Origin of the sequence: Tsuneonella dongtanensis (assembly GCF_001698205.1) — a bacterium.
GTDB lineage: Bacteria > Pseudomonadota > Alphaproteobacteria > Sphingomonadales > Sphingomonadaceae > Tsuneonella > Tsuneonella dongtanensis.
The window spans coordinates 692,773-719,028 of record NZ_CP016591.1 but is presented as its reverse complement, the minus strand read 5'-3'; the positions used below and the strand labels follow the sequence as shown (position 1 = coordinate 719,028).

General features: G+C 66.2%; 31 protein-coding genes. 17 read left to right on the top strand and 14 right to left on the bottom strand.

What is annotated here, in order from left to right; translation table 11 throughout:
• Nucleotides 1–38: 38 nt before the first annotated feature.
• On the bottom strand, nt 39–341 hold the full coding sequence (locus A6F68_RS15145; RefSeq protein WP_067676406.1) for a UrcA family protein: 303 nt from the start codon (nt 339–341) through the stop codon (nt 39–41).
• Nucleotides 342–677: 336 nt separating this feature from the next.
• On the opposite strand from A6F68_RS15145, the gene guaA reads away from it, so the two are divergent.
• The 5 genes from guaA (at nt 678) to A6F68_RS03530 (ending at nt 5,141) form a co-directional block, all read left to right on the top strand.
• Nucleotides 678–2,252 (top strand): glutamine-hydrolyzing GMP synthase, encoded by a 1,575-nt coding sequence (guaA, locus tag A6F68_RS03550; RefSeq protein ID WP_067676403.1) that lies wholly within the window; start codon nt 678–680, stop codon nt 2,250–2,252.
• An 86-nt stretch (nt 2,253–2,338) separates the two neighbouring features.
• Complete coding sequence (locus tag A6F68_RS03545) at nt 2,339–3,004, top strand: endonuclease III domain-containing protein (RefSeq protein ID WP_084001577.1); 666 nt, start codon at nt 2,339–2,341, stop codon at nt 3,002–3,004.
• Nucleotides 3,005–3,027: 23 nt separating this feature from the next.
• Complete coding sequence (locus A6F68_RS03540; RefSeq protein WP_067681993.1) at nt 3,028–3,774, top strand: hypothetical protein; 747 nt, start codon at nt 3,028–3,030, stop codon at nt 3,772–3,774.
• A complete protein-coding gene (locus tag A6F68_RS03535; protein ID WP_084001571.1) occupies nt 3,771–4,484 on the top strand; it encodes an endonuclease III domain-containing protein in 714 nt (237 codons plus the stop codon). Before A6F68_RS03540 ends, A6F68_RS03535 begins: the two co-directional genes overlap by 4 nt.
• 6 nt (nt 4,485–4,490) lie before the next feature.
• Nucleotides 4,491–5,141 (top strand): endonuclease III domain-containing protein, encoded by a 651-nt coding sequence (locus A6F68_RS03530; protein ID WP_067676397.1) that lies wholly within the window; start codon nt 4,491–4,493, stop codon nt 5,139–5,141.
• Here the strand turns inward: A6F68_RS03530 and A6F68_RS03525 are convergent.
• On the bottom strand, nt 5,131–6,093 hold the full coding sequence (locus A6F68_RS03525; protein ID WP_067676394.1) for an oxidoreductase: 963 nt from the start codon (nt 6,091–6,093) through the stop codon (nt 5,131–5,133). The two genes, A6F68_RS03530 and A6F68_RS03525, sit on opposite strands and share 11 nt — an antisense overlap.
• A 150-nt stretch (nt 6,094–6,243) precedes the next feature.
• Here A6F68_RS03525 and A6F68_RS03520 point away from each other — a divergent pair, with 150 nt between their 5' ends.
• Nucleotides 6,244–6,702 (top strand): CHRD domain-containing protein, encoded by a 459-nt coding sequence (locus A6F68_RS03520; RefSeq protein WP_198152662.1) that lies wholly within the window; start codon nt 6,244–6,246, stop codon nt 6,700–6,702.
• Nucleotides 6,703–6,705: 3 nt separating this feature from the next.
• Here the strand turns inward: A6F68_RS03520 and A6F68_RS03515 are convergent, their stop codons facing one another.
• From A6F68_RS03515 to A6F68_RS03495, 5 genes are read right to left on the bottom strand one after another with little or no spacing between them, the layout of a single operon-like run.
• The gene (locus tag A6F68_RS03515) at nt 6,706–7,248 is read right to left on the bottom strand and encodes a DUF924 family protein (protein ID WP_067681988.1); all 543 of its coding nucleotides are present in this window, start codon (nt 7,246–7,248) and stop codon (nt 6,706–6,708) included.
• A 16-nt stretch (nt 7,249–7,264) separates the two neighbouring features.
• Nucleotides 7,265–7,657 carry a hypothetical protein gene (locus A6F68_RS03510; protein WP_067676388.1) on the bottom strand — a complete coding sequence of 131 codons (393 nt, stop codon included), beginning with the start codon at nt 7,655–7,657 and terminating at the stop codon, nt 7,265–7,267.
• A gap of 11 nt (nt 7,658–7,668) precedes the next feature.
• On the bottom strand, nt 7,669–8,076 hold the full coding sequence (locus A6F68_RS03505; protein ID WP_084001566.1) for a hypothetical protein: 408 nt from the start codon (nt 8,074–8,076) through the stop codon (nt 7,669–7,671).
• A 48-nt stretch (nt 8,077–8,124) separates the two neighbouring features.
• Nucleotides 8,125–9,546 carry a metalloprotease TldD gene (gene tldD / locus A6F68_RS03500; protein ID WP_067676385.1) on the bottom strand — a complete coding sequence of 474 codons (1,422 nt, stop codon included), beginning with the start codon at nt 9,544–9,546 and terminating at the stop codon, nt 8,125–8,127.
• Between the two features lie 32 nt (nt 9,547–9,578).
• Nucleotides 9,579–9,827 carry a zinc-finger domain-containing protein gene (locus tag A6F68_RS03495; RefSeq protein WP_067676382.1) on the bottom strand — a complete coding sequence of 83 codons (249 nt, stop codon included), beginning with the start codon at nt 9,825–9,827 and terminating at the stop codon, nt 9,579–9,581.
• A 55-nt stretch (nt 9,828–9,882) separates the two neighbouring features.
• Here A6F68_RS03495 and A6F68_RS03490 point away from each other — a divergent pair, with 55 nt between their 5' ends.
• On the top strand, nt 9,883–10,818 hold the full coding sequence (locus A6F68_RS03490; RefSeq protein ID WP_067681985.1) for an ABC transporter ATP-binding protein: 936 nt from the start codon (nt 9,883–9,885) through the stop codon (nt 10,816–10,818).
• Complete coding sequence (locus A6F68_RS03485) at nt 10,815–11,552, top strand: class I SAM-dependent methyltransferase (protein ID WP_067676379.1); 738 nt, start codon at nt 10,815–10,817, stop codon at nt 11,550–11,552. The genes A6F68_RS03490 and A6F68_RS03485 overlap by 4 nt, the downstream gene beginning before the upstream one ends.
• On the opposite strand, the gene A6F68_RS03480 is transcribed toward A6F68_RS03485, so the two are convergent.
• Both A6F68_RS03480 and A6F68_RS03475 read right to left on the bottom strand, forming a co-directional pair.
• Nucleotides 11,549–11,938, bottom strand: coding sequence for a hypothetical protein (locus A6F68_RS03480; RefSeq protein ID WP_067676376.1), 390 nt, complete (start codon nt 11,936–11,938; stop codon nt 11,549–11,551). The genes A6F68_RS03485 and A6F68_RS03480 overlap by 4 nt on opposite strands.
• A gap of 48 nt (nt 11,939–11,986) precedes the next feature.
• Nucleotides 11,987–12,175: a hypothetical protein gene (locus A6F68_RS03475; RefSeq protein ID WP_157096631.1), complete on the bottom strand. Its 189-nt coding sequence runs from the start codon at nt 12,173–12,175 to the stop codon at nt 11,987–11,989.
• 265 nt (nt 12,176–12,440) lie between these two features.
• Here A6F68_RS03475 and nadB point away from each other — a divergent pair, with 265 nt between their 5' ends.
• The 6 genes from nadB to A6F68_RS03445 all read left to right on the top strand — a co-directional run bounded on the left by nadB (nt 12,441) and on the right by A6F68_RS03445 (nt 21,003).
• Nucleotides 12,441–14,021: an L-aspartate oxidase gene (gene nadB / locus A6F68_RS03470; protein WP_067676372.1), complete on the top strand. Its 1,581-nt coding sequence runs from the start codon at nt 12,441–12,443 to the stop codon at nt 14,019–14,021.
• An 80-nt stretch (nt 14,022–14,101) separates the two neighbouring features.
• Nucleotides 14,102–15,487, top strand: a complete 1,386-nt coding sequence (locus A6F68_RS03465; protein ID WP_067676369.1) for a peptide MFS transporter — start codon at nt 14,102–14,104, stop codon at nt 15,485–15,487.
• Nucleotides 15,488–15,490: 3 nt separating this feature from the next.
• Nucleotides 15,491–16,390: an alpha/beta fold hydrolase gene (locus A6F68_RS03460; protein WP_067676367.1), complete on the top strand. Its 900-nt coding sequence runs from the start codon at nt 15,491–15,493 to the stop codon at nt 16,388–16,390.
• Nucleotides 16,391–16,424: 34 nt separating this feature from the next.
• Nucleotides 16,425–17,093: a hypothetical protein gene (locus A6F68_RS14940; protein ID WP_157096630.1), complete on the top strand. Its 669-nt coding sequence runs from the start codon at nt 16,425–16,427 to the stop codon at nt 17,091–17,093.
• A 495-nt stretch (nt 17,094–17,588) separates the two neighbouring features.
• Nucleotides 17,589–19,604 (top strand): ribonucleoside-diphosphate reductase subunit alpha, encoded by a 2,016-nt coding sequence (locus A6F68_RS03450; RefSeq protein WP_067676361.1) that lies wholly within the window; start codon nt 17,589–17,591, stop codon nt 19,602–19,604.
• A 331-nt stretch (nt 19,605–19,935) separates the two neighbouring features.
• Nucleotides 19,936–21,003, top strand: a complete 1,068-nt coding sequence (locus tag A6F68_RS03445; RefSeq protein ID WP_067676359.1) for a ribonucleotide-diphosphate reductase subunit beta — start codon at nt 19,936–19,938, stop codon at nt 21,001–21,003.
• A gap of 2 nt (nt 21,004–21,005) precedes the next feature.
• On the opposite strand, the gene A6F68_RS15450 is transcribed toward A6F68_RS03445, so the two are convergent.
• From A6F68_RS15450 to A6F68_RS15445, 4 genes are read right to left on the bottom strand one after another with little or no spacing between them, the layout of a single operon-like run.
• Complete coding sequence (locus A6F68_RS15450) at nt 21,006–21,302, bottom strand: STAS-like domain-containing protein (RefSeq protein WP_074428267.1); 297 nt, start codon at nt 21,300–21,302, stop codon at nt 21,006–21,008.
• Nucleotides 21,296–22,183 carry a hypothetical protein gene (locus tag A6F68_RS14935; protein WP_157096629.1) on the bottom strand — a complete coding sequence of 296 codons (888 nt, stop codon included), beginning with the start codon at nt 22,181–22,183 and terminating at the stop codon, nt 21,296–21,298. Before A6F68_RS14935 ends, A6F68_RS15450 begins: the two co-directional genes overlap by 7 nt.
• A gap of 19 nt (nt 22,184–22,202) precedes the next feature.
• Nucleotides 22,203–22,625, bottom strand: a complete 423-nt coding sequence (locus tag A6F68_RS03435) for an endonuclease domain-containing protein (RefSeq protein WP_067676352.1) — start codon at nt 22,623–22,625, stop codon at nt 22,203–22,205.
• A 6-nt stretch (nt 22,626–22,631) separates the two neighbouring features.
• Nucleotides 22,632–22,916, bottom strand: coding sequence for an HNH endonuclease domain-containing protein (locus tag A6F68_RS15445; protein WP_418368998.1), 285 nt, complete (start codon nt 22,914–22,916; stop codon nt 22,632–22,634).
• A gap of 346 nt (nt 22,917–23,262) precedes the next feature.
• On the opposite strand from A6F68_RS15445, the gene A6F68_RS03425 reads away from it, so the two are divergent.
• Nucleotides 23,263–23,697: a hypothetical protein gene (locus tag A6F68_RS03425; protein WP_067676347.1), complete on the top strand. Its 435-nt coding sequence runs from the start codon at nt 23,263–23,265 to the stop codon at nt 23,695–23,697.
• 241 nt (nt 23,698–23,938) lie between these two features.
• On the opposite strand, the gene A6F68_RS03420 is transcribed toward A6F68_RS03425, so the two are convergent.
• Nucleotides 23,939–24,502, bottom strand: coding sequence for a thermonuclease family protein (locus A6F68_RS03420; RefSeq protein WP_067676344.1), 564 nt, complete (start codon nt 24,500–24,502; stop codon nt 23,939–23,941).
• Nucleotides 24,503–24,614: 112 nt separating this feature from the next.
• On the opposite strand from A6F68_RS03420, the gene A6F68_RS03415 reads away from it, so the two are divergent.
• Together A6F68_RS03415 and argB are read left to right on the top strand one after the other, a co-directional pair.
• The gene (locus tag A6F68_RS03415) at nt 24,615–25,121 is read left to right on the top strand and encodes a PA2169 family four-helix-bundle protein (protein WP_232308189.1); all 507 of its coding nucleotides are present in this window, start codon (nt 24,615–24,617) and stop codon (nt 25,119–25,121) included.
• Between the two features lie 203 nt (nt 25,122–25,324).
• Nucleotides 25,325–26,221: an acetylglutamate kinase gene (argB, locus tag A6F68_RS03410; protein ID WP_067676340.1), complete on the top strand. Its 897-nt coding sequence runs from the start codon at nt 25,325–25,327 to the stop codon at nt 26,219–26,221.
• Nucleotides 26,222–26,256: the final 35 nt, after the last annotated feature.

Sequence of the window (26,256 nt, the reverse complement as noted above, 5' to 3'; positions counted from 1 at the left end):
GTGCTGCGCGCTCGCAATCGCCTCTCTGTCGGCTGGTGTCAGCCTACCGGCTGCGGGGCCAGTGCCACGTAGCGCACCCGGTGCCGCTCGATCTCGATCATGGCGCGCCTCGTCGCGTCGCGTTCGCAGTCGCTTGTTCCGTAGACCGGCAGCGCGGTGGTGCCACAGACTTTCCTGATCTCGCCAACGACCCGCTTCTTGAGGCGCGACACGTCGCCTGCCTTCCTGAGATCGAGGTCGCCATAGGCTACCCGCACAGTCTCGCCTTCTTCGGCGTTGAGCGGGATGGCGGTTGCGGTCAGGGCGATCGCGACGGCGATCCCCGGTACGAACTTCAGCATAGAGAATCCCTTTCGTAGTCCCTGCGCCTTCGCCACCCTCCTTCCCGGACTTCCAAGCTGATTGTGCATTGCAGCATGGCATTCGCAATCGCAAAAACTGCAGGTGCCGGTGCATTTGGCGAATCCCGTTTTCGTGTCCGTCGCCGACACTATCCACAGAGTGTTCTTCATCACTTTTCAGATGCTTATCGAGAGCGCCGGCTCTGATCCGGCCGTTGTCTGAGACGCAACCGTTGCGCCGATCGGCAGCGCAGTGGGTAGCGGGGTGCAATTGCAGCAACGATCCGCTCGCCGACCGGACTGGACCTGCGCGGACCCGCCGCCTAACGGCCCCGCATGGACAGCGCGACCCTTCCCGATTCCATCCTCATCGTCGATTTCGGCAGCCAGGTGACCCAGCTCATCGCTCGCCGCGTGCGCGAGGCAGGCGCCTATTCGGAGATCGCGCCTTTCACCCAAGCAGAAGAGGCATTCCACCGCCTGCAGCCAAAGGGAATAATCCTGTCCGGCTCGCCCGCGGGAGTGCCCGAGGAAGGCAGCCCCCGCGCGCCGCAGATGCTGTTCGAGGCAGGGCTTCCGATCCTAGGCATCTGCTATGGCCAGCAGGTGATGAGCCACCAGCTCGGCGGCCGGGTCGAGGCGGGCAACCAGGGCGAATGGGAAGGCGAATTCGGCCGCGCGTTCCTGACCGTGACGCAGGATTGCGCGCTGTTCGACGGCCTCTGGCAGGTCGGCGAGCGGCACCAGGTCTGGATGAGCCACGGCGACAAGGTCACCCAGTTCGCCCCCGGTTTCGAGATCGTCGCCACCAGCGACGGCGCGCCTTTCGCTGTCATCGCCGACGAAGAACGCAAGTTCTACGGCACGCAGTTCCACCCAGAGGTCGTTCACACCCCCGATGGCGGCAAGCTGATCGCCAACTTCGTGCACCGGGTGTGCGGGCTCGCAGGCGACTGGACGATGGCCGCCTATCGCGAGACCAAGATCGCGCAGATTCGCGAGCAAGTCGGCTCGGGCCGGGTCATCTGCGGTCTGTCGGGCGGGGTCGACAGCTCGGTCGCCGCGATCCTGATCCACGAGGCGATCGGCGATCAGCTGACCTGCGTGTTCGTCGACCACGGACTGCTGCGCCTCAACGAGCGCGAGCAGGTCGAACGCATGTTCCGCGACCACTACAACATCCCGCTCGTCGTCGTGGATGCCGAGGCGCGCTTCATGGCGGGGCTCGAAGGCGTCACCGACCCCGAAAAGAAGCGCAAGTTCATCGGCGGCGAATTCATCAACGTGTTCGAGGAAGAGGCCCGCAAGATCGGCGGCGCGGACTTCCTGGCGCAGGGCACGCTCTACCCCGACGTGATCGAGAGCGTCAGCTTCACCGGCGGGCCGAGCGTCACGATAAAGAGCCACCACAACGTCGGCGGGTTGCCCGAGCGGATGAACATGGCGTTGGTCGAACCCTTGCGCGAGCTGTTCAAGGACGAGGTCCGCGAACTCGGGCGCGAGCTGGGTCTCCCCGAGATCTTCGTCGGTCGGCATCCCTTCCCCGGCCCCGGCCTCGCCATCCGCATCCCCGGCGCGGTCGACAAGGAACGCTGCGACATCCTGAGGAAGGCCGACGCGGTTTACCTCGAGGAAATCCGCAACGCCGGTCTCTACGACGCAATCTGGCAGGCCTTCGCGGTCCTGCTGCCAGTCCGCACCGTGGGCGTGATGGGTGACTACCGCACTTACGATCACGTCCTCGCCCTGCGCGCCGTGACCAGCACCGACGGCATGACGGCCGACGTCTACCCCTTCGACAGCGCATTCCTCAGCCGCGTGGCCACGCGCATCGTCAACGAGGTGAAGGGCGTGAACCGGGTGGTCTACGACTACACCAGCAAGCCGCCGGGCACGATCGAGTGGGAGTGATTTGCGACGCGGATTGATCCGGGGGATCAATCCGGCCAAATCGCTCGGCGACGCAAGGAGCCGCCGAGATCCGCACGACCGCGATTTTGAAACGCCTGCAGGATGCGCTCGTCCAGCGCTTCGGGCACATGCGCCGCCGCCCGGAAGACCGCCGCGAGCCTGAGTGGGCATTGGTGCAAGGGCTGATCGGCAGCCGCATGCCGAGCGAGGCGTCGAGCGTGGTGGCGGACCGGGTGCTGGCAGAGCAGGGATCGTGGGACGCGGTGGCGGCGCTGCGACTCGATGAACTGGCCAAGGCGCTGAAGGGCGTGCGATTTCCGAACCAGTCGGCGAAGCGCGTGCACGGGGTTCTCGGCGCGATCTGCGAGAAGGTGGGCCGGGTCGACCTGTCGCTGCTCGAGAAGATGGACACGTCCGAGGCCGTTGCCTGGCTCGAGGCGCTGCCCGGCGCGGGGCGCAAGATCGCCGCGCAGGTGGTCAACACCACCACGCTCGATCGGCCCTCATTGGTGCTCGACACGCACCACTTGCGTATCCTCGCGCGGCTGGGGCTGATCGCGGCAGGCGAGGATACCGCCAAGGCCTACGACGTGCTGATGCCGCAGTTGCCCGAGGGATGGGACGCGGCGACGATCGACGAGCATCACATGCTGATGAAGGAACTGGGGCGGGAGGTGTGCACACCCAAGAACCCCAAGTGCCCAGACTGCCCCGCGCTCTCGCTATGCCCGACCGGCCGGTCCCGGACCTAGGCTGGGACGCGGCGGATGTGGCTGTGGCCGACGCCGTCGCTGCCTGCCACTCCGCACTGGGCCGTCCGGTCCTCGTGGGGCTCGCCGGTGCGCAAGGCTCGGGCAAGAGCACGATGGCCCCGCGCATCGCCGCGCTGCTGGCGGAGAAGGGCCTGGGCACTGCCATCCTCGCGCTCGACGATTTCTATCTGACACGGGAGAAACGCAAGGCGCTGGCCGAGACGGTCCACCCGCTGCTCGCCACGCGCGGGGTTCCGGGGACGCACGACATCGGTTTGCTGACGCGGGCGTTCGACGCGCTGCTGGCGGGGCAATCGGCAATCGTGCCGCGGTTCGACAAGGGCAGCGATGATCGCACCGGAACCCGGACGGTGGCGGGACCCGTCGACGTGGTCCTTCTCGAAGGCTGGTGCATCGGCGCGCGCGCCCAGACCGACGCGGCCCTCGTCGAACCGGTCAACGCGCTCGAACGCGACGAGGATGCGGACGGAACCTGGCGGCGCTGGGTCAATCGGCGGCTCGCCACCGACTACGCCGCGCTCTTCGACCGGATCGACCTGCGCATCCTCCTGCGCGCGCCGGATTTCGCCGTGGTCGAGCGGTGGCGCTGCGAGCAGGAAGCGCACCTCGGCCTCCGCGGCATGACCAGTGAGCAGATCACCCGATTCGTGCAACACTACGAGCGAGTCACCCGCGCCATGCTGGCGGAGGAACCCGCCGACCTGATCGTCGACCAGTCGCCCGATCGCGTCCCGGTCGCCATCCGGTGAGCCAGCTCCCGCTCGATGATCCCCGCACCGAGGTGTTGCGCCGGCTGCAGGCGCTGCTGATCCAGCGCTTCGGGCGGATCGACCGCGCCGCGGCCGAGTGGCGCAAGCCCGAATGGGTGCTGGTGCAAGGGGTAATCGGCGCGCGGACCCTCACGCCGACGTCGAATGCCGCGACCGAGCGCCTGCTCGCGCGGTACGGTTCGTGGGACGCGGTCGCCACCGCACCGGTGGAGGAACTGGAGGCCGAACTGGCCACTCAGACATTTCCCGATATCGCCGCCGCGCGGGTCAGGTCGGCGCTCGGCGTCGTGGTCGAGCGGGTGGGCCGCATGGACCTTTCCCACCTCGGCGCGCTGACCACCGAGGACGCGATGGCGTGGCTCGAGGACCTGCCCGGCGTGGGGCGCAAGGTCGCCGCCGGGGTGATGAACGCCAGCACCTTCGATCGCCGCGCGCTGGTGCTCGACAGCCATCACATCCGTGTCAGCCAGCGCATGAAACTGGTGCCGCCGCGTGCCGACACGATTCGTGCTTTCGACAGCCTAAGCCCTGCGATGCCGCCCGAGTGGAGCGCGAGCGAATTCGACGAGCATCACCTGCTGATGAAGAAGCTCGGCCAGCAGTTCTGCCGCCCCGCCGCGCCGCTGTGCCGCGAGTGCCCGGCCCTGTCGCTCTGCCCCACCGGAACCGCGCGCGTGCCCGACCGCTGAGCGGTCATGTTGGACGAAGAGCAGGTCGAGGAGGTGTTTCGCCGGTTGAGCGAGGCGATGCCCGGCCGCATCCGCTGTGCGAAGGGGCCGAAGGGACAGCCCGATGCCTTCCGCAGCTGTATCGCCTGCATGCTCTCTGCCCAGTCGCTCGACCGCAACACCGCCGCCGCCACGAAGGCGCTGTTCAAGCTTGCCCGCACGCCGCGCGCGATGCTGAAACTCGACGAGCCAACTATCGCCGCGGCGATCAAGCCCGCAGGCCTCTACAACATGAAGGCGCGCAACATCCGCGCTTTCTGCGCCGCGCTGCTCGAACGGCACGGCGACGTGGTGCCCGACACGCGCGAAGGGCTGATGGCGCTGCCGGGCATCGGGCGCAAGTGCGCCGACATCGTGCTCCAGTTCACCTTCGGCACCGACACGATCGCGGTCGACACCCACGTCCACCGCGTGTGCAATCGCATCGGGCTGACGAGTGCGAAGACGGCCGACAGGACCGCCGAGCAGCTCGAGGCCCGCGCACCCGAGTGGGCCTTCCACGAAGGGCATTTCTGGCTGATCCAGCTTGGCAAGCGCGTGTGCAAGGCGCGCAGCCCGCAATGCCCGCGCTGCCCGGTCAACGACCTGTGCGAGTTCGCCGCCCCACTCAGGGCCTGAATTCGACCCCGGTCAGTTCTTCGGACCTGGCCCACAGCCGCTCGGCCAAGGCTTCGTCGCGGATGTGCGGCTGTGCGCCAGCCATTGGAGTGTCCACGCTCGCCGGTGCAGCGACATCGCAATTTTCGCAATAGACCCCGCCTTTGCCGTCAAGCAGCGGAGAGGTCGCCGCCCAGACGGTTGTCGAGGCGCCTTCCTCAGTGGTCTTGAAGCGCTCGTTGACGTTGCCCTCCGCATCGACCCAGCCCATCGCGACCTGCTCTTCGTCGGTGAGATGGCGCTGGAGGTCGGTCATGATCCCGCCCGGATGGACCGAGAACGCGCGCACTCCGTGCGGTTCGCCGAGTTTGTCGAGATGCAGTGCGAACAGCGCGTTGGCGCTCTTGGCCTGGCCGTAGGCGTTCCACTTGTCGTAGTCGCGCCGCTCGTAGTTCGGATCGTCGAGATCGGGCGGGCAGATGCGGTGCCCGATCGAGGACAGGGCAACCACACGCGCCTTGCCCGCGGCTTCGAGCAAGGGCCAGAGCCGCGCGGTGAGCTGGAAGTGTCCCAGATGATTGGTCGCGAACTGGCCTTCGTAGCCCCGCGCGTCACGCTGGAGCGGGCTTGCCATCACCGCGGCGTTGTTGATCAGGATGTCGATGCGGTCCAAGCGTCCGGAGACGCTTTCGGCGAAGGCGTCGATTGACGCGGGGTCGGAAAGGTCGAGCGGGAGGATCGCGATCGAACCGATGAAGCCGGCGAGCACGTCTTCCGCCTGTCCGGTCCGCCGCGCGCCGACGATAACTTCGGCCCCGGCCTCGGCGATGGCCCGCACGGTCTCGGTCCCGATGCCCGAGTAACCCCCGGTGACGACCACGCGCTTGCCGGACATGTCGATGCCGGCGACCACTTCGCGCGCCGTCGAGCGGTATCCGAAGGGCGAACCGATAGGCTGCTGGGGGGTGGTCATGGCAATTCTCTCCTTGCGCGACCGTGCAAGGATTGGGCGTCCGCAGCCCCGTCGTCAATTGCGCGTGGAACGTCCTGCGCGCCCCGCCCGTTACCGGGTTCGTGAGCCGTTGGGTGGAGCGGCATGCACATCCAACAAGGAGAGGTCGAGATGAACACGAAATCCATATTCGCCATTGCAGCGCTGGCCGGATCGGTCGCACTCGCAGGCTGCGCCACGATCGAGGAAGAGGTCGTCGACGCGACCTCCGATACCTACAAGGCCACGCTGACCGGCGCCAATGAAGTCGGCGGCGGCGATCCCGACGGGTTCGGCCGGGCCGAAATCTCGGTAACCGACGGGTTCGGTCAGGTCTGCTGGGAGATCAAGGACGTCGCCGGCATCGATGCGCCCACCGCGGCGCATATCCACTATGGTCGCGCGGGAACGAACGGCCCGCCGGTCTTCACCCTCGAAAAGTCGAACGAAGGCCGCTGGCAGGGCTGCAAGGACGCCCGCGAGTGGACCCAGAACCGCCTGCAGGGCAATCCGTCAGACTTCTACGTGAACGTCCACAACGCAGCCTATCCCAATGGCGCGATCCGCGGACAGCTGAGCGACGCCCAGTAAGCCTTACCAGGCATTCCCCGCCGCAACCGCGGCTCGCTCGGCCGGTGTCGATCGCCGGCCGAGCACCGGGTTGCGGTGGGGATATCGCCCGAACCGGGCAATCATCCGCCAGTGGCTTCGCGCGAAAGCGAAATTGCCGGGCACCTTGCGGAAATAGGCCAGACTGGCCCGCTGGTCGGCAATCGCCTCGCTGTGCATCAAGGGCATGCCGGCGAACGCGCGCGCATGACGGTCGAGCGAACGGTGCCACCCCATCGCAATGAACCGCCTCGTGATCGCCCGACCCAGGGGGTCGGTCGCGAACGCGCGCGCCGTTCCGCGGTGTACGTTGCGCGGGACCTGGTCGAACAAGAGGATCGCGGCGAGCGCGGTCTGACGGTCGCGAAGAAACTCGCGCGCGGGGCGAACGCGCAGGGCGTTCAGCTCGCGACCAAAACGGCGGGCAATTCGCGCATCAAGCTCGGGCGAGCCGCCCCACCAGTCGCCGGGGCCGAGCGCATGGAACCAGAAATGCAGCAGGTCCGCCGCCCATCGGCGGGGCGCCATGGTCACCGATGCGCGCTCAGTCGGCCCGGGTGTAGGGGACGAAATCGGTCAGGAACACGTTGCCCGTGTACATGCCGGTCGACGGATCGAAAGTCGTGACGATGTCCTGCCGGCAAAGCTGTGGCCCGTGCTGGCGTACCAGCAGCGCATCCCAGCGATTCAGATCGTCGGGGTTCGCGGTGCGGTTCACCCAGATCGTCCGGCCGCGGCCATAGACCACCGCCGTCTCGTCGATCACGGTCGATTCGCGGTTGGTGAAGGTGTTGATGCAGCTGCGCGGTTCGCCGGCGACGCGGCCTTCGAGCATCTTGGCCAGCTTGGCCTCTCCCGTCAGCCGCTCGGCAGCGACCGAGGGGCCCGCGGCCAAAGCGGCGGCAGCAAGAGCGGCGGCAGTGGCGATCAGGCGCATGGGCTTTCTCCTCAACGGTCGGGACGGGTATAAGGTACGAACTGGTCCAGGAACAGGTTCGGCCCTGGAATATGCGAATGGCGGTCGCGCAGCTCGACCCGGTCGAGCCGGCACAGGCGCGACGCGAAGCGGTAGACCACCGGCAGATCCCAGTAATCGAGCAACTGGGCTCCGGCGGGCCGGTTGACGTAGATCGTGTCGCCGCGCTTGAAGACCAACGCTATGTGGTCGACGATCTCCAGCGAGTCGCTCGGACCGTCCCGAATGCAATCGACCGGTTCACCGGCCACCCGCCCTTCGAGGATCTTGGCAAGCTCGGCCTCGCCTTCAGCGTCCGCATCGCTCGCAAGCGCGGGAACGCCGGCAAGGGACACAGCCAAGAGGGCGGTCGCCAGCCGAGGGAAGCGCTCGATCATCATGGCACGCTATCTACCACGAATGCGCTGAACGCACGCTGACTTTGTGGATCAGGCCGTGCCGCCGACGGTCAGGCCCGAGACGAGCAGGGTCGGCTGGCCGACCCCGGCCGGGACGGACTGGCCGCCTTTGCCGCACATGCCCACGCCTTCGTCGAGCGCCATGTCGTTGCCGATGCCGATCACCTTGGTCAGCGCGGTGGGGCCGTTGCCGATTAGCGTCGCGCCCTTGATCGGTGCGCCGAGCTTGCCGTCCTCGACGAGATAGGCCTCGGTGCACGAGAAGGTGAAATTGCCATTGACGATATCGACCTGCCCGCCGCCGAAGCTCTTGGCGAAGATGCCCTTCTTTACGCGAGACAGCAGTTCGCCCGGATCGTCCTTGCCTCCGCGCATGAAAGTGTTGGTCATCCGCGGCATCGGTGCGTGGGCGTAGTTTTCGCGGCGCCCGTTGCCGGTCGGCGCGACGCCCATCAGCCGGGCGTTCATGCGATCCTGCATGTATCCCTTGAGGATACCGTCTTCGATGAGCACGTTTTCCTGCGTCGGTGTCCCCTCGTCGTCGATCGACAGCGAGCCGCGGCGGTTCGCGATGGCTCCGTCATCGACCACCGTCACCCCGGGCGCCGCGACGCGGGTGCCGATGCGACCGGAAAAGGCGCTGGTGCCCTTCCGGTTGAAATCGCCCTCCAGCCCGTGGCCGACGGCCTCGTGCAGCAACACGCCGGGCCAGCCGGGCCCGAGCAGCACGGTCATCTCGCCGGCCGGGGCCGGAACGCTTTCGAGGTTGGTCAGCGCCTGGTCGACAGCCTCGTTCACTGCGCGGGTCCATTTCGTCACGTCGAACAGGTCGTCGTAAAGGTAGCGCCCGCCGAAACCGAAACTGCCGGTCTCGCGCCGCCCGTTCGCCTCAGCGACGACAGAAACGTTGAGCCGCACCAGCGGCCGGACATCGCGCGCGACGAAGCCGTCCGGACGCACGATCTCGATCGCCGACCAGCTGCCCGAAAGGCTCGCGGTGGCCTGCACGATCCGCGGATCGCGCGCACGAGCGGCCGCGTCGATCTCCTCGAGCAGGCGGATCTTCTTTTCCAGCGGCACCGCGTCGAGCGGGCTGGCTTCGGTGTAAAGATGCCGGTTCGACCGCGGCGGCGGCGCGGCCAGCGGGTTCCGCGCCGGATCGAGCAGGCGCAGGGTCTCACCGGCGCGGCGGATGGCGGCGGCGCTGATCTCGCTCGCGTGGGCGAAGCCGGTCATCTCGCCCGACACGCCGCGCAGGCCGAAGCCCGAATCGCGCGAATAGTCGCAGGTCTTGAGCCGCCCGTCGTCGAACAGGAACGCCTCGGTCGCAAGGAACTGGAGGTAGAGCTCCCCATCCTCGCACCGGGCGAGGGTTTCGGCGGCGAGCGCCTTCGCCTCGTCGGGCGAAAGCTGGCCGGAAGCGTAGAGCAGCGCGTGCGGATCGGCGGTCATGGCGCCGATATGGGCGCTTCACCGCGCGAAAGCTAGCTGGCGCCCGAAGAGATGTCCCTGAGGGTGGCTTGGTCCACGCCGTCGGCCGGGCCGCCCTCGAGCACGAAGCGCCGGTCGCAGTAGCCGCAATCGACGTAGCCGTGCTCGTCGATCTCGAGCCAGACCTTGGGGTGGCCGAGCGCGGCCGGGCGATAGTTCTCGCCGCTGCGGATGTCGGTGGCGCCATCGCACCAGACGCGGGTGGTCGTGACCTTGCTGACTTCGGGCGGCGGTATGCTCATGAGCGGCGCGGATACCGATGTTGCGGGCTCCACGCAACGCCTCTACTTGGCCCGCATGACCACGCCCCCCGCTATCCGCATCGACAACCTCGTGAAGCGCTATGCCGGCGAGAAAGGCAGCGAGGGCAAGCTCGCACTGAAGGGCGTCAGCTTCGACGTTCCGCAGGGCGAGATCTTCGGCCTGCTCGGCCCCAACGGCGCCGGCAAGTCCACGCTCATCAACATCCTTGCCGGGCTGGTCATGAAGACCAGCGGAAGTGCGGAAATCTGGGGCTTCGACATCGACGTCCATCCGCGCAACGCCAAGCGCTCGATCGGTATCGTGCCGCAGGAGATCGTCTTCGACCCGTTCTTCACTCCGTTCGAGGTGCTGGAGAACCAGGCCGGGTTCTATGGTGTGCCGAAGGGCGAGCGGAGGTCCGAAGAACTGCTCGACGCGGTGCGCCTGGCGGACAAGCGCGATGCCTATGCGCGCACGCTCTCCGGCGGGATGAAGCGGCGGCTGCTGGTCGCCAAAGCGATGGTGCATGCCCCGCCGATCCTCGTGCTCGACGAGCCGACCGCGGGCGTCGACGTCGAGCTGCGCCGCCAGCTATGGGAGCTCGTCACCCGCCTCAACCGTGAGGGCGTGACGGTGGTGCTGACCACCCACTACCTCGAAGAAGCCGAACAGCTCTGCGACCGGATCGCGATCATCAACCACGGTGAACTGATCGCCAACAAGCCGACCCGCGAACTCGTCGGGATGATGGGTGAGAAGGTGGTGGAGATCACCGTCGACCGCGATCTTGCCGGCCCGCCCGCGCACGCCGCCTTCAAGAAGAGCGCGAAGAAAGGCGACCGGACCGTCGAGATCACCTACGACAAGGACAAGATCACCGCGGGCCAAGTACTCGGCCTGGTGCAGGAGCAGGGCTTCGTGATCGAGGACGTGACCACGCGCGAGGCGGACCTCGAAGACGTGTTCGTCCAGCTGACCAGCACCGAATGAACGCGCCGCTCTACGACACGATCGGGCTCGATTATGCGAACCTTCGGCGGCCCGACCCGCGCATCGCGGCGGCGATCGAGACCGCGCTGGGGGACGCGCGCAAAGTGCTAAACGTCGGTGCCGGGGCGGGGAGTTACGAACCGTCGGACCGCGAGGTCACCGCGCTCGAACCCTCCGCCGAGATGATCGCGCAGCGACCGGCAGGCGCCGCGCCGTGCGTGCAGGGAGTGGCCGAGGCGCTGCCTTTCGAAGACGACAGCTTCGACGCGGTGATGGGCGTCATGACCGTCCATCACTGGACCGACCGTGCTGCGGGATTTGCCGAACTGCGCCGTGTTTCCCGTGGCACGATCGTTCTTTGCACGTTCGATCCACTTGCCGGCGTGCAGTGGGTGCTCGACTACTTCCCGGAGATGGCCGAACTCGATCGGCAGTTCATGCCGACCATGGAAGAATACGTCGAGAGGCTCGGCGCAGTCGAGATTAGCCCCCTGCCTGTTCCGCACGACTGCACCGACGGGTTCCTCTACGCCTACTGGCGGCGCCCGGAGGCCTATCTCGATCCCCTGGTGCGCAAGGCGATCTCTTCGTTCTGGCTGATCGAACGGGTCGAGGAGGGTCTCGAGCGACTGAAAGCCGACCTTGCGGACGGAACCTGGAAGGCGCGCTATGGCCATCTGCTCGGACGCGACAGCATCGACGCGGGCTATCGCCTCGTGGTCTCGCGCGGCTAGCCGATCGCGGCGCGCGCAAGCCCCCCCGCAAGGGCCAGCGCGGCCACTCCCGCCAACCGCACCGCCCAGAAGGGCAGATTACGCGACCACCACTGCGCATAGGCGGCATGCCAGCGGAGCGGGAGGACCGCGAGCAGCACTGAGGTGACCACGATCGCCCAGCCGGCGACGGTGAACAGGTCCGGCGTCCAAGCCGCGGGAGCACGCACGTTGAGCGCGGCCCCGGCGATGCCGCGGCCCGCCTGCTCGATCAGGTTGACCCTGTGGCTACTGGCGAATCGACCGATCGCCGAGCGCGCGGCGGCAGGGCGGGCGAGCGCGAACACACCCGCGCCCGCGATCCACAGGGCGAAGAGCAATACCAGTACAAGGGCGATTGCCTGCATCGCCAGCCGCTAGGCCGGCGACAGGCCCACGCCAAGCGAAACCGGAAATTAGCGCAGCAGGCGGTCGGCCAGCCCCGCGTCGCGCACGTACTGCACCGTCCAGTGGTGCGGCATGCTTTCCTCCATCGGCGTGGCGCAATGGCGGCAACGGCTGACCGATCCGCCGTGAATGCGCCGCACCGCGCCCATGTCGACACTGTGCCGACCGAACGCGCACGCGAGGTGTGCGATTTTCATGTCTGTTGCGACCCTTCCCGTCCCTATCCCCTGCGCCGGGATGGTTAACATCGCGGTCCGCGCCGCGAAATCTGGGAATCGACAGAGCGTTCCGCGCGTGCCGTGTCCCGAGCGGATCGTGGTCCCGCATGGGCGAATCGCAGATGATTCCGCGGGTGGCAGGATCGGACGCGGCGCAGTGCCGAAGGTACGGCTGTCGACGAGTTCCGCGGAGGCAGGTCAACCGGCGCTTGCGGGTCCCGGGCGACCTCGGCATGACGCGGCTATGACCGCTACCCACGACGTCATCGTCATCGGCTCCGGCGCGGCCGGCCTAACCGCAGCGCTGGCGCTGGCAGAGACGCGCAAGGTGCTGGTTCTCGCCAAGGGGACCCTGACCGGCGGCAGTACCGCCTGGGCGCAGGGGGGGATCGCCGCGGTGCTCGATGCCGGCGACACCTTCGAGGACCATATCCGCGATACGATGGTCGCCGGCGCTGGCCTCAACCGCCGCGAAACGGTCGAGTTCGTGATCGAGAACGCGCCCGCGGCGATCGACCGGCTCATCGAGCTTGGGGTGCCGTTCAACAAGGATCGCGATACCCTCCACCTTACCCGCGAGGGCGGGCACAGCCATCGGCGGATCGTCCATGTCGACGATGCGACCGGTTGGGCGGTGCAGGAGGCGCTGCTCAAGGCGGCCGAGGCCAATCCAAACGTGACGATGCTGCCGGGCCGCGCGTGCATCGACCTCATCACCGGGCGCCACGGGGAAAAGTTCTCCGGCTCTGGCCGCGTGTGGGGCGTCTACGCGCTCGACGAGGCGACGGGCCAGGTCGAGGCCCACGTCGCCCGCGCGACCATCCTCGCCACCGGCGGCGCGGGGCGCGTGTACCAGTTCTCCACCGCCCCCCGGGGCGCGACGGGCGACGGCATCGCGATGGCGTGGCGCGCGGGGGCCCGCGTCTCCAACATGGAGATGATGCAATTCCACCCGACCTGCCTCTACAACCTCGACGTCAAGAACTTCCTCATCACCGAGGCGGTGCGCGGCGAAGGCGGGCTGCTCAAGCACCCCGAGACCGGCCACCGCTACATGCCCGACTACGACCCGCGCGCCGAACTGGCTCCGCGCGACGTGGTCGCCCGCGCCAACGACGACCAGATCAAGCGCTACGGCCTCGATTTCGTCCACCTCGACATCAGCCACCTCGACCCGGAGTTCGTGCGCGGGCACTTTCCCAACATCGACGAGAAGCTGACCGGCCTCGGCATCGACATGACGAAAGAGCCGATCCCGGTCGTGCCCGCGCAGCACTATACCTGCGGCGGCGTGCTGATCGGGCTCGACGCACGGACCGACCTGCCGGGCCTGTGGGCGGCGGGCGAAGTGACCGAGAGCGGGCTCCACGGCGCCAACCGGCTCGCCTCGAACAGCCTCCTCGAATGTTTCGTGTTCGGCGAGGCGGCAGCCGAGGACATCCTCGCTGCGTGGGACGAGATGGACGATCCCCCGCCGATCCGCGAATGGGACGAAAGCCGCGTGACCGATTCCGACGAAGAGGTGGTCATCAAGCAGAACTGGACCGAGATCCGGCGGATGATGTGGAACTACGTCGGCATCGTGCGCACAACCAAGCGGCTGGAGCGCGCGGCGCACCGGATCGACCTGCTCGCGCAGGAGATCGAGGACTACTACGGCAGCTTCCGCGTCACCACCGACCTCATCGAACTGCGCAACCTCCACCAGTGCGCCGACCTCATAGTCCGCAGCGCGCTGAAGCGCCACGAGAGCCGGGGCCTTCACTACACGCTCGACTATCCCGATACCGCCGAAGTCGCGCGCGACACGGTGCTGGTCCCGTGACGCCAGATTGACAGCGTAGCGACGCGCCCTAGTCTCCCACCCTGCGGCGAGGGGTGCCGCCCTTCAGGGAGACCCGCCGCATGGCCACTGTTGTCGCCAGCGCCACGGAGCGCACCTTTCTCGGCCAGCCGATCGGGGTCGCCTATCTCGCGATGACCGAGGCGTGGGAGCGGTTCAGCTTCTACGGCATGCGCGGGCTCCTGATCCTCTACATGGTGCAGGAGATCCTGCTGCCCGGGCGGATCGAGAAGGTCGCCGGAATGGACGCCTACCGCGCGTGGGTGACGAGCGTCTTCGGCGAACTGTCCACGCAGGCTTTCGCCAGCCAGACCTTCGGCCTCTATTCGGGCTTCGTCTATTTCACCCCGATGCTCGGCGGACTGATCGCCGACCGCTGGCTGGGCGCGCGCAAGACCGTGCTGACCGGCATCGCGTTCATGACCGTCGGCCACCTCGCAATGGCGTTCGACGTCAGCTTCCTCATCGCGCTCGTCGCACTCGTCATCGGCTCGGGCCTGCTCAAGGGCAACGTCGCGGCACAGGTCGGGCACCTCTACTGCACGGACGACGAAGCCAACCGCTCCAAGGGTTACGTGATCTTTTCGACCGGCATCAACATCGGGGCGACACTCGGCCCGTTCGTCTGCGGGCTGCTCGCGCAAGTTTACGGCTGGCATGTCGGCTTCGGGCTCGCCGGGATCGTCATGCTGCTGGCGGCGGCGGTCTATATCGCAGGCTGGAAGCACTTTGCCGACGACACCCCGCGCCACAAGCGCACCGAGGCGGCAGTGCCGATGCGTGGCAGCGACTGGTCGATCGTCGGACTGGTCGTCCTCGTCATGATGATGACCACGGTCATCGGCCTGATCTACGACCAGATGAGCAACGTGGGGATGATCTGGGTGGCGGAGCAGGTCGACCTGATGACGGCGTTGGGCGCTGTCCCGGTCCCCTGGTTCGCCTCGGAGGATGCGCTCGCCTCGATCGTGATCGTGCCGGTGCTGATCTGGCTCTGGCGCGCCATGGCGCGTGGCGGGAACGAACCCCACGACTTCACCAAGATCGCGCTGGGCGGTGTCGTGATGGCCTGCGCGATGCTCTCGCTCGCGGGCGGTGCGATGCAGGCCGAAGCGAACGGCAAGAGTTCGCTGATCTGGCCCGCACTCGCGTTCTTCTTTTCCGGCGCGGGCTTCATGTTCTTCTGGCCGCAGATCCTGTCCTTCACCTCGCGGCGAGCGCCCGAACAGGTGAACGCGCTGATGATGGCCGGGGTCTACCTGACGGCGTTCGTCACGGGCATCACTTCGGGCTGGCTTGCACGCTTTTACGAGCCCTGGGGCGCTGCGACATTCTTCGTGGTCCATGCCGGCATCGCGCTGGCCGGAACGACGCTTTTCCTTGTGTTCGGTCCCCTGTTACGAAACCGGCTCGATACGCTCGAGCGCCGCAATGCCGGAGAATCCTGAACGATGCCGCAAGTCGAAGCCAACGGAATAACTCTCGAATACGACGAGCACGGCGACCCCGCCGCTCCGCCCATGCTGCTCGTCATGGGTCTTGGCGCGCAGATGACGCTGTGGCCAATGGAACTGGTGGAAGCGCTGGTGGCGCGAGGCTACCGGGTGATCCGCTACGACAACCGCGACATCGGCCTTTCGCACAAGTTCGACGGCGCGAAATCGCCCGGCATCCTGAGACTGCTGCTCGCGGCGCGCTTCGGCCTCAAGCCCCGCGTGCCCTATAGCCTTGCCGACATGGCCGCGGACGGGATCGGGCTGCTCGACGCGCTGGGGATCGACAGGGCGCATGTCGTGGGCGCGAGCATGGGCGGGATGATCGCACAGCACATGGCCTTCAGCCATCCCGACCGGCTGCTCAGCTTGACCTCGATCATGTCGACCACCGGGCACCGCAAGCTGCCGCCGGCAAAGCGCGAGGCCGTGGCGGCGCTCACCCGGCGCCCCAAGTCGCAGGACGAGGACGTTCTGGTCGAACACGGGGTAAAGGTACTGCATGCGATCGGCAGTCCCGCATATCGGCCGGACCCGGACGCCGCGCGCGAACGCAGCCGAATGCTGATCCGACGCAGCTTCTATCCGCAAGGTTTCCCGCGCCAGCTCGCCGCGATCGTCGCCGACGGCGACCGGCGCGAACGGCTGCAATCGGTCCGCGTGCCGACGCTGGTGATCCATGGCGAGGACGACCCGCTGGTTCCGCTGCCCGCCGGCATCGACACCGCACGGCACATACCGGGCGCCCAGCTCAAGACCGTACCCGGCATGGGCCATGACCTGCCGGTCGAGCTGGTCGACGAACTGGCCGACGCCATCGCGGCGCACGCGCGCGCTGCGCAAGGCCCTGCCGGCTAAGGGACCCCGAGCGCGCCTGGCGGGTTGACCGGGCATGACCCGTCTTTTCCTCGCGGCTTCGCCAATCCTCCTGCTCGCTGCCTGCTCGCCGAACTCATCCCGGGAAGAAACCGGCGACCGCATTCCAGCGCAAAGCGAACCCGCGCCGAAGCCCACCGGTCTTCCTTCCGAAGGGCCCACGCCCGCAGGGCCCACGCCCGCAGGGCCCACGGCAGGCGCTACCCCCGACCGGGCGGCGCCGGGGCGGGTGCAGGTCTACTCCTCGCTCGAGAACTGCCGGGTAGTCCGTCAGGTGCGCGTGGAAATGCCGCTGATCGAAACCGAGTGCCGCACTCCGTCTCCGTTCGATCTCCGTATAACCGACTCCGATGCGCGCCAGTCGATGACCCTGGTCGATCCGGCCGGCACGGCGCATCGGCTGGCGACCAACCGCATCGGTGGCGGCGGGTTCAGTTCCTTCGGGAAAACTGCCGAGTGGCGCGGCGACGACGTGTCTGCGGTCAACGGGCATTTCGAACCCGATTCGCTGATCGTGCGGTTCGAAGTGGCCGAAGCGCCCTATCCTGCACCGCCGACTTCCCATCTTCTGGTCGTGAAGCTCGGGCGGACGCCGTGCATCGTCGCGAAGATCGCACCGGGACCGGGACAGAACGAATCGGCGCGCGCCGCTGCGGACGATCCGGGGGCCTGCCTCGCGGCCTGATTCTCGCCGCCGGTTGCGTTCCGGGATTCGGAAATTGCGACGCCGGATTCGATCGATTCAATCCAAGCCGGGGACAAAAAAAATTTCGCAGAAGCGTGATTGCCTCTTGCGCTTCGCGCGAGCCGTGGAAATCCGGCGCGTCGCTGCGTTGCACAAGGCTAATACACCGCCCGTGGTAGCGCCCGAACACGGTTAATCGGGCGTTGAGCCTATTGCGCGCGAGTCGTGGTTGATTCACTATCCATAGTGGTTGGAGACCGAGGGGGACCCACAAGACCTAGTTTTTGCGCGCGGCACGCACCATATGCGCCGGGCACAGTGGACTACGTCTCGCAGGGCCCTTCGAACCCGACCATGGGGACCGATCTGGGGAAAAGTTTATCCCCGCTCGGTGTCCGGAAATGGTAGGCGGGGCCTTCGGCTCCGAATCGAACGAATGCGGAACACCGGGAGGGGAAACCGGGTGGGCCGCGATGGAAAACGGACGGGGCGACAATGGAATTCAGGACTGGGAACGAGGCGGCCATGGGGCTCGAAGAGACGACTGCTGACACGGCGGCTTCGAGCGATGCGCCCGCCCCCAAGCGTGCGGCGGTGAAAATGGAACGAGTGGACAAGGGCAGCGACGACCTCGTTGCCGGGATGGCGGCCGAGGCCATGGCCGAGGCGGTCAAGGCGGCGGTCAAGCCGGCCGAAGACGACAGCAAGAAGATCGCCGACCGGCGCTTCGACGTGCAGACCGACGCGTCGCGCGATGCGCTCCTCACCGAATTCGGCAAGGATACGCTGACCGATCGCTATCTCCTGCCCGGCGAAAGCTACCAGGACCTCTTCGCGCGCGTCGCCGATGCCTATGCCGACGATGCCGACCACGCGCAGCGGCTCTACGACTACATCTCCAAGCTGTGGTTCATGCCGGCGACGCCGGTGCTGTCGAACGGCGGCACCAATCGCGGCCTGCCGATCAGCTGCTACCTCAATTCGGTGAGCGACAGCCTCGAAGGCATCGTCGGCACCTGGAACGAGAATGTGTGGCTCGCCAGTCGCGGCGGGGGCATCGGCACCTACTGGGGCAACGTGCGCGGGATCGGCGAGCCGGTCGGCCTCAACGGCAAGACCAGCGGGATCATCCCGTTCGTGCGGGTGATGGATTCACTGACCCTCGCGATCAGCCAGGGCTCGCTCCGGCGCGGCTCGGCGGCGTGCTATCTCGACATCTCGCACCCCGAGATCGAGGAGTTCCTCGAGATCCGCAAACCCTCGGGCGACTTCAACCGCAAGGCGCTGAACCTGCACCACGGCGTGCTCGTCAGCGACGCCTTCATGGAGGCCGTCCGCGCCGGCGAGGAGTGGGAGCTCAAGAGCCCCAAGACCGGCGAGGTCCGCGCCAAGGTCGACGCGCGCAGCCTGTTCCAGAAGCTCGTCGAGACCCGCCTTGCGACGGGCGAGCCCTACATCGTGTTCTCCGACACCGTGAACCGGATGATGCCCAAGCATCACCGCGAGCTTGGGCTCAAGGTCTCGACCTCGAACCTGTGCTCCGAGATCACCCTGCCCACCGGCATCGACCACCTCGGCAACGATCGCACCGCGGTCTGCTGCCTGTCGTCGCTCAACCTCGAAAAGTGGGACGAGTGGGAAGGCGACAAGGCCTTCATCGAGGACGTCATGCGCTTCCTCGACAACGTGCTGCAGGACTACATCGACCGCGCGCCGGACGAGATGGCGCGGGCCAAGTACTCGGCGATGCGCGAACGCAGCGTCGGCATGGGCGTGATGGGCTTCCACAGCTTCCTGCAGATGAAGAACATCGGCTTCGAAAGCCCGATGGCGAAGGTGTGGAACCTGAAGATGTTCAAGCACATCGCCGCCAAGGCGGAGGAAGCGAGCATGGTGCTCGGCCAGGAGCGCGGCGCGTGCCCCGATGCCGAAGACGCCGGCGCGATGGAGCGGTTCAGCTGCAAGATGGCGATCGCGCCGACCGCCTCGATCAGCATTATCTGCGGCGGCACCAGCGCCTGCATCGAGCCGATCCCGGCGAACATCTACACCCACAAGACGCTGTCGGGCAGCTTCATCGTGAAGAACCCGTATCTGGAAAAGCTGCTCGAGAAGAAGTCGAAGAACTCGACCAACGTGTGGAACTCGATCCTCGAGAAGGGCGGCTCGGTCCAGCACCTCGACTTCCTCACCGCGGAGGAAAAGGCGGTCTACAAGACCTCGTTCGAGATCGACCAGCGCTGGCTGCTCGAGTTCGCGGCCGACCGCACGCCGTTCATCGACCAGGCGCAGAGCCTCAACCTCTTCATCCCCGCCGACGTCGACAAGTGGGACCTCGCGATGCTCCACTTCCAGGCGTGGGAGAAGGGCATCAAGAGCCTCTACTACCTGCGCTCGAAGTCGGTGCAGCGCGCCGGGTTCGCCGGTGGGGTGGAAGCGGACAACACCCCCGAGGCGGCGAAGTACGAACTGCCGACGACCGACTACGACGAGTGCCTGGCCTGCCAGTGATGGAAGCCGGGCGCCGCATCCCCCGAAACGGGTGCGCCCCGCCGGCAAGCCGGCAGGGCGCGAGGGTGCGGGACGGTGCCCCGCGAAAAGGGGAAAATTCGGAACACCGTCCGCTCTTTCCCTCATGCGACCGGCGAGGCTCGATGACCCGTCCGACCGTTGCTGGAATAATCCGCGAATCCGCCCCCGGTTCCGCACATGGTTATCCCCGCGTCAATGAAACCAACCGCCTTCGAATCGCCGCCCTGAATTCCTATATCGGGCGGCCCTGCGAAGGCCCCGCAAACCCGGCCGCGAAGGCCGCCTGACAGACCCCAAGAGGACCTACGCGATGTCGCTGCTCGAAGCCCGCAAGACCTACAAGCCCTTCGAATATCCGTGGGCCTACGAGTTCTGGAAGCGCCAGCAGCAGGTCCACTGGCTGCCCGAGGAAGTGCCGCTGGGCGAGGACTGCCGCGACTGGGCGCAGAAGCTGTCCGACCACGAGCGCAACCTGCTCACGCAGATATTCCGCTTCTTCACGCAGGCCGACGTCGAGGTGCAGGATTGCTACCACGACAAGTACGGCCGCGTGTTCAAGCCGACCGAGATCAAGATGATGCTGACCGCGTTCAGCAACATGGAAACGGTCCACATCGCCGCCTACAGCCACCTGCTCGACACGATCGGGATGCCCGAGAGCGAGTACGGCATGTTCCTCGAGTACGAGGAGATGAAGGCCAAGCACGATTACCTGCAGGAATTCGGCGTCGATACCGACGAGGACATCGCCCGCACGCTCGCCATGTTCGGCGGCTTCACCGAGGGACTGCAGCTCTTCGCCAGCTTCGCGATGCTGATGAACTTCCCGCGCTTCAACAAGATGAAGGGCATGGGCCAGATCGTCAGCTGGTCGGTCCGCGACGAGAGCCTCCACTGCGAAGGCATCACCCGCCTGTTCCACGCCTTCGTGCAGGAACGCGGCTGCCTGACCAAGGCGGTGAAGGAAGACATCATCGACGCCTGCCAGAAGACGGTGCGGCTGGAAGACGCCTTCATCGACCTCGCGTTCGAGCAGGGGCCGGTCCCGGGCATGAGCGCCAAGGAGATCAAGCGCTACATCCGCTACATCGCCGACTGGCGACTGGGCCAGCTCGGCTTCCAGCCGATCTACATGGTCGAGGACCACCCCCTCCCCTGGCTCGCCCCGCTGCTGAACGGCGTGGAGCACGCCAACTTCTTCGAGACGCGCGCCACCGAATATTCGAAGGCGGCCACCCGCGGCAACTGGAACGACGTCTGGTCGAGCTTCGACCAGCGCCAGAAAGCCAAGCGCGGCGAAGGCGCGAACGACGTCGAGGACGCCGGCGAGCCGGATATGTTCGGGGATGCGACTGGCGGGAGCGTGGCGGCGGAATAAAGCTACGCTACAGCGGTTGAAGCATTGCGGCCATTGCGAAGGCAACGCGTAATCATTGTAGCGATTTGATCTGTGATATTGGAGATCAACAGGCGCTCACGCAGAGCCTCCGGAGGATCGTTATAGACTAGATCAACAATCGACGAGTTTATAAATGAAGATGGAGTTTCGTTTACGCCTTCGAACGATAACGTAACGCTTTGGCCGTTCTCTAATGCTCGACGCACCGCAGACGCAACCTCAGCGCCTTGTGCCGCCGTGTTGCATGCCTTTACGATGTCGAGAACATGGATCACCATTCAAAATCAATCCGTTCGTCATCGTCATCGCCGACGAAGAGCCTCGTATCCAGCCCAATTTCAATGAGAGTACCTGGATACACGCCGGTGGCTCTCCCGCGCTGCTGCTTAAGCCTACCTCTGGTATCACATAAGCACGCCAAATTTCCAGACAAGGACTGAATGTGCACCGAGCCTCGGTTCGCAATCACGGTGTCAACAAGATAACTCAGACCCGCACCCATATTGTTTGGCCTACTTTTGGCCGTGACGCCATCCTTGACGGCCTCCTCGATAGCCTCGAAGTCCGACATCGCGCCGTACCGCGCCCGTATCGTACTAGGTATGCCAGCCCCAAAGTCTGACATGGTTATCTTTAGATTGTGGGCGTTGGGATAGTGCTGAGCGTGCACAAATCCGGTATCCACAGTAGAATGGTCAGCAATATTATTTATAACCTCTTTAACGCAAGCCTTAATACTTGAGATTTGACTAGGCCTGACCCATAGGGTGCGGCATAACCATGGGCTTAGTTGATGCTCTACCCATGTGAAGCCATATTCCTGCTCAACATGAGTACACGGAAGCGTGGTACCACGACGAGAGGCCGCACTGCGTATTTTACGATTGATATACTTCTCAAAAAATCCGCAATCATCAAGGTATTGAATTGCATGATTTTCTGGGCGATTGTAATTTATGAATTGAACTTTCACTCCATAACTTAGCAACCAACCGATTGTGTTACTTAGTACCGTATATCCGCTTCCGTCAATAAAGCCTAGTTTTCCGAAATTAAACGTCATTTCTCCAGACGAGGGTTTGCCATCCCGGCGCACCACCTGAGTGGTGAAACGGTTGATCGCGTTCATTTGGAAATTTTGCGGAAGATCAATAACCATTCCTGGCCCAATGCGTCAGCTACAAACGCAATACAAGATTGATCCATCGTACTCCCGAAGCAGCGCAGTATCGCTCGATCTCGTCGCGGATCTCGGTGGCCACGCCTTCGGGATTGTCATGCACCTCCGCATTAGCGATGCGCAGCACGGTGTAGCCCGCGCGCGCCATCCAGCGGTCGCGGCTGGCGTCGGCGTCGGGTGCAAGGTCGCGGCTGGCGTCGGCGTCGGGTGCAAGGTCGTGGCTCTCGCCGTCGAGTTCGATCACCAGTTTCAGTTCGCGGTAGAGAAAGTCGGCGAAGAACGGGCCGACCGGCATCTGGCGGCTGAACTTCGCGTCGAGCTGGCCGCGTGACAGGTGGCGCCAGAGCTCGCGTTCCGCCGGGGTGGCCTGGCGGCGCAGGGTCCGGGCTCGCAGGGTGTTGCGGGGTTTCCATTCGGGCACAACGGGTTACTTGCCCACCCCCGGCCCCTCCCGCAAGCGGGAGAGGAAAAATCGGCGCAACCACGTCCCCCTCCCGCCTGCGGGAGGGGTTAGGGGTGGGCCTTTTTTGAAAGCCCGATGCCACTTCGTCCGCATCTTCTCCTTCTGCTCGCGGGGACGATCCTTGAGGTGTGCGTTGCAGTGCTGATGGCACACCACCAAGTTCGCCTCGCTGTCGTCGCCGCCGAGGCTGCGTGGGGTCAGGTGTTCGAGCGAGCGGCGCTTGTTCGCGCGCTTGGGCGGATCGGGCATGGGGCGGGAACACAGCCAGCAGTCGGGGCCGTCACGGTCCATCAATCGCGCAATCTTTGCACGCTTCCATTTGCCGGTTCTTGACCAATTTTTCATTTCCGCAATCGAGCAAAAGAAGCGCGGTGTAGGAAAATGGATCCTGCAGGCAGCGCAAGATACGGATCGAAGAGCCCTAGAACCACGCCTGAGACCCTCGAAGAACCCTAACAACCATCAAGTTTCTGACCTTATTCCAACCGCTTGGCGCAAGCGGCTGCCGCTCCGGCGCATGGGCGGAAACCTTGGGTCTGCCCGTCCTTTCATCCCGTGTGCCCGCGCCAAGCGGGCGTTGAGAGAGGATGATCCGATGAACCAGCAGAACGACAGCCAGCGCCAGTCGCAGTCGAGTGGCCAGCAGAGCCAGAGCCAGTCCGCCGACCACTCGGGCGCGGCGCGTCCCGATCCCAACGGCGGGATGCACCCCGGCGAGGACCGCGACGACTATGGCGCGCCCGGCAGCGACAGCGGCCGCGTGGGCGATACCCAGTTCGAGCAGGAACGGCGCGAGCCGGGCCAAGTCGATGAGGGCGATCGCGGCACCGACAGCGGCGCGCCGGCCGGCTATGGTGACCGCGGCCAGGGCGGCGAGGCCCCCGGGCAGTACGAACAGTCCGAGCGCGACGAGCAGGACTCGCAAGGCCGTTTCGCCCCCGACAGCGAGGGCGCCCGGCAGGCCGAGCAGTCCGAATTCGGCAGCCGCCGAGCGAGCGACGATTCCGACCCGGACTTCGGGCAGGAATAATCCGCCGATTTATCCGACGAGACCTCGCGGATAACGACGGCCGTCCTCCTTTGCGGGAGGGCGGCCGTTTCGTTTTCCTACAGGCGCGAAATCTGCTCCATCCTGCCCGATGGCGCCGGACCCGCAGACCCCCCGAAACCACGCCTCCGCGGCGCAAGGCGGCACCCTTTCGCCCCTGGCCGGAGTTTCTTCCCTGGACTGTGTGACAGGTGTGACAGGTCTGCGAACTTCGCCTCGCCGATCAGCCGCCGCACCAGCCTGCCGCAACGCCCGGTCCATCGCGCCGGGCGAGCCCGGCGGCGACCATGTGATCGTCCAGCCACTCGCTCCTGCCGTTCCCATCGATGCGCCGCGCCCGGCGCAGTTCGCGGCCATAGCGGTCGCGCGGCGGGTCGGCGCCCCCGTCGACCCTGGCGGGCCGCTCGCTCAGCCACAGGGCCAGCTCCGCCCGGGCCCGGACGGCGAGCTGCCTTTCGGCAAGGCAGCCCCCGTCGATCTCGGGCGCGTCGTAGCCCGTCAGCCGCACCCGTCGCCGTACGCCGCCCGGCGCGGCGATGGACAGCGTGTCGCCGTCGATCGCGCAGGCCTGCCAGCTCGCCGCGCTGCCGCACACGCCAATGCGGGCGGGCAGGGTCTCCCACGGGCCCTGCCGCGCGCTCCAGCGAGTGACGAGAAGGCTCGCCCCCAGCACCAGCGCGAGGAGGGCGATGCCGCCGATCGGGCCGCGCCTGCGCCAGCGCCGCGCGCGGCTCCGCCGGTCCTGCCAGCGGGCATCGAAGCGGGGCGGCCTGGCGGGGCGGGTCATCGCCCCTCATCGCGGCTGCCGCGCCCGCCCGCAAGCCGAACCGTGCGTGCCCATCGGCGGGTCGCGGAACGTTGACGCGCGCCAACCGCTCTATTCATGTAACCTCCATTTCATGAAGGATTTCAAAATCATGACCTATGACAACACCACGCTCGACCGTACCCCCGGCAACACCGCCGATGTCACCGACACGACCACGCTCAACACCCTCATCGCGACGCTGATCGATTCGGTGAACGGCTATCAGAAGGCCGCCGCGGACACCGAGAACGCCCGCTTCGCCGAGATGTTCAACGCCCGCGCGCAGGAGCGCCAGGCGGCGGTGAGCAAGCTCCAGGCCGCGGTCGCCCGGATGGGCGGCAACCCCGAGGACGACGGCACCACCGCTGGCGCGATCCATCGCGGGTGGATCAACCTCAAGGAAGCCGTGGTGGGCCGCGACGACGAAGCGATCGTGAACTCGGTCGAAAGCGGCGAGGACTATCTCAAGGAGAAGTTCGAAACCGCGCTCAAGCACAAGGACCTGCCCGCCGACGCGCGCATGGCGGTCGAAGAGGCATGGACCTCGGTCAAGGCCGGGCACGACCAGATGAGCCAGCTCAAGCACGCGATTAACTGATCGCGGCTCTGACCGGAAACGTGGCGGGCGGCGCATCCTGATGGGTGCGCCGCCCGTCTCGCGTCAGGATGCAGGCGCGAGTGCCGTGTTCCGACCGGATCCCGCACCCGAACATTCACCGTCCCTGACCGCAGCGCTTTCCTCGCCCGTCTCTTGCGGCTAAGCGCGCGCCACTGCGTGCCGGACTGCGAAGGATGCGAAGGATGAACGGCGACACCCAGGCGATGCTCGCCAAGGCCGAAGTGCTGATCGAGGCGCTGCCGTACCTGCAGCGCTATGCCGGGCGGACCTTCGTCGTGAAGTACGGCGGCCACGCGATGGGCGACCCAGAGGCGGCGCGAGACTTCGCCGAAGACATCGTCCTGCTGAAGGCGGTCGGCATCAACCCGGTTGTCGTCCACGGGGGCGGCCCGCAGATCGGCGCGATGCTCAAGAAGCTGGGCGTGGAGAGCACCTTTGTCGACGGGCTGCGCGTCACCGACAAGGCCACCGCAGAGGTTGCGGAGATGGTCCTGTCGGGCGCGATCAACAAGGAACTGGTCGGCTGGATCGCCCAGGCCGGCGGGAAGGCGCTCGGCGTCTCGGGCAAGGACGGCGGCATGGTCACCGCAACCAAGGTCGAGCGCACCCGCAAGGATCCCGACAGCCACATCGAGCAGGCGATCGACCTCGGCTTCGTGGGTGAGCCATCGGTGGTGGACACGACGCTGATCGACACCGCGGTCTCGGCAGGCATGATCCCCGTGATCGCCCCGATCGGCGCTGGCGAGGACGGCCACACCTACAACATCAACGCGGATACGATGGCCGGCGCGGTCGCCGCGGCGCTCGGCGCGGCGCGGCTGTTCCTGCTGACCGACGTGGCCGGGGTGCTCGACAAGTCGGGCGAGCTTCTGACCGACCTTACCCCGGCCGACATTGCCCGGCTCCAGCAGGACGGCACGATCAGCGGCGGAATGATCCCCAAGCTCGAGACCTGCGTCCACGCGGTTGAGGCGGGATGCGAAGCGGCGGTGGTGCTCGATGGCCGCGTACCGCACGCGATGCTGCTCGAATTCTTCACCGCCCGCGGCGCCGGCACGCTCATCCGGGCGGGTTGAAAGCCGTATTAGGGCATTGATACACCACCGCGGTC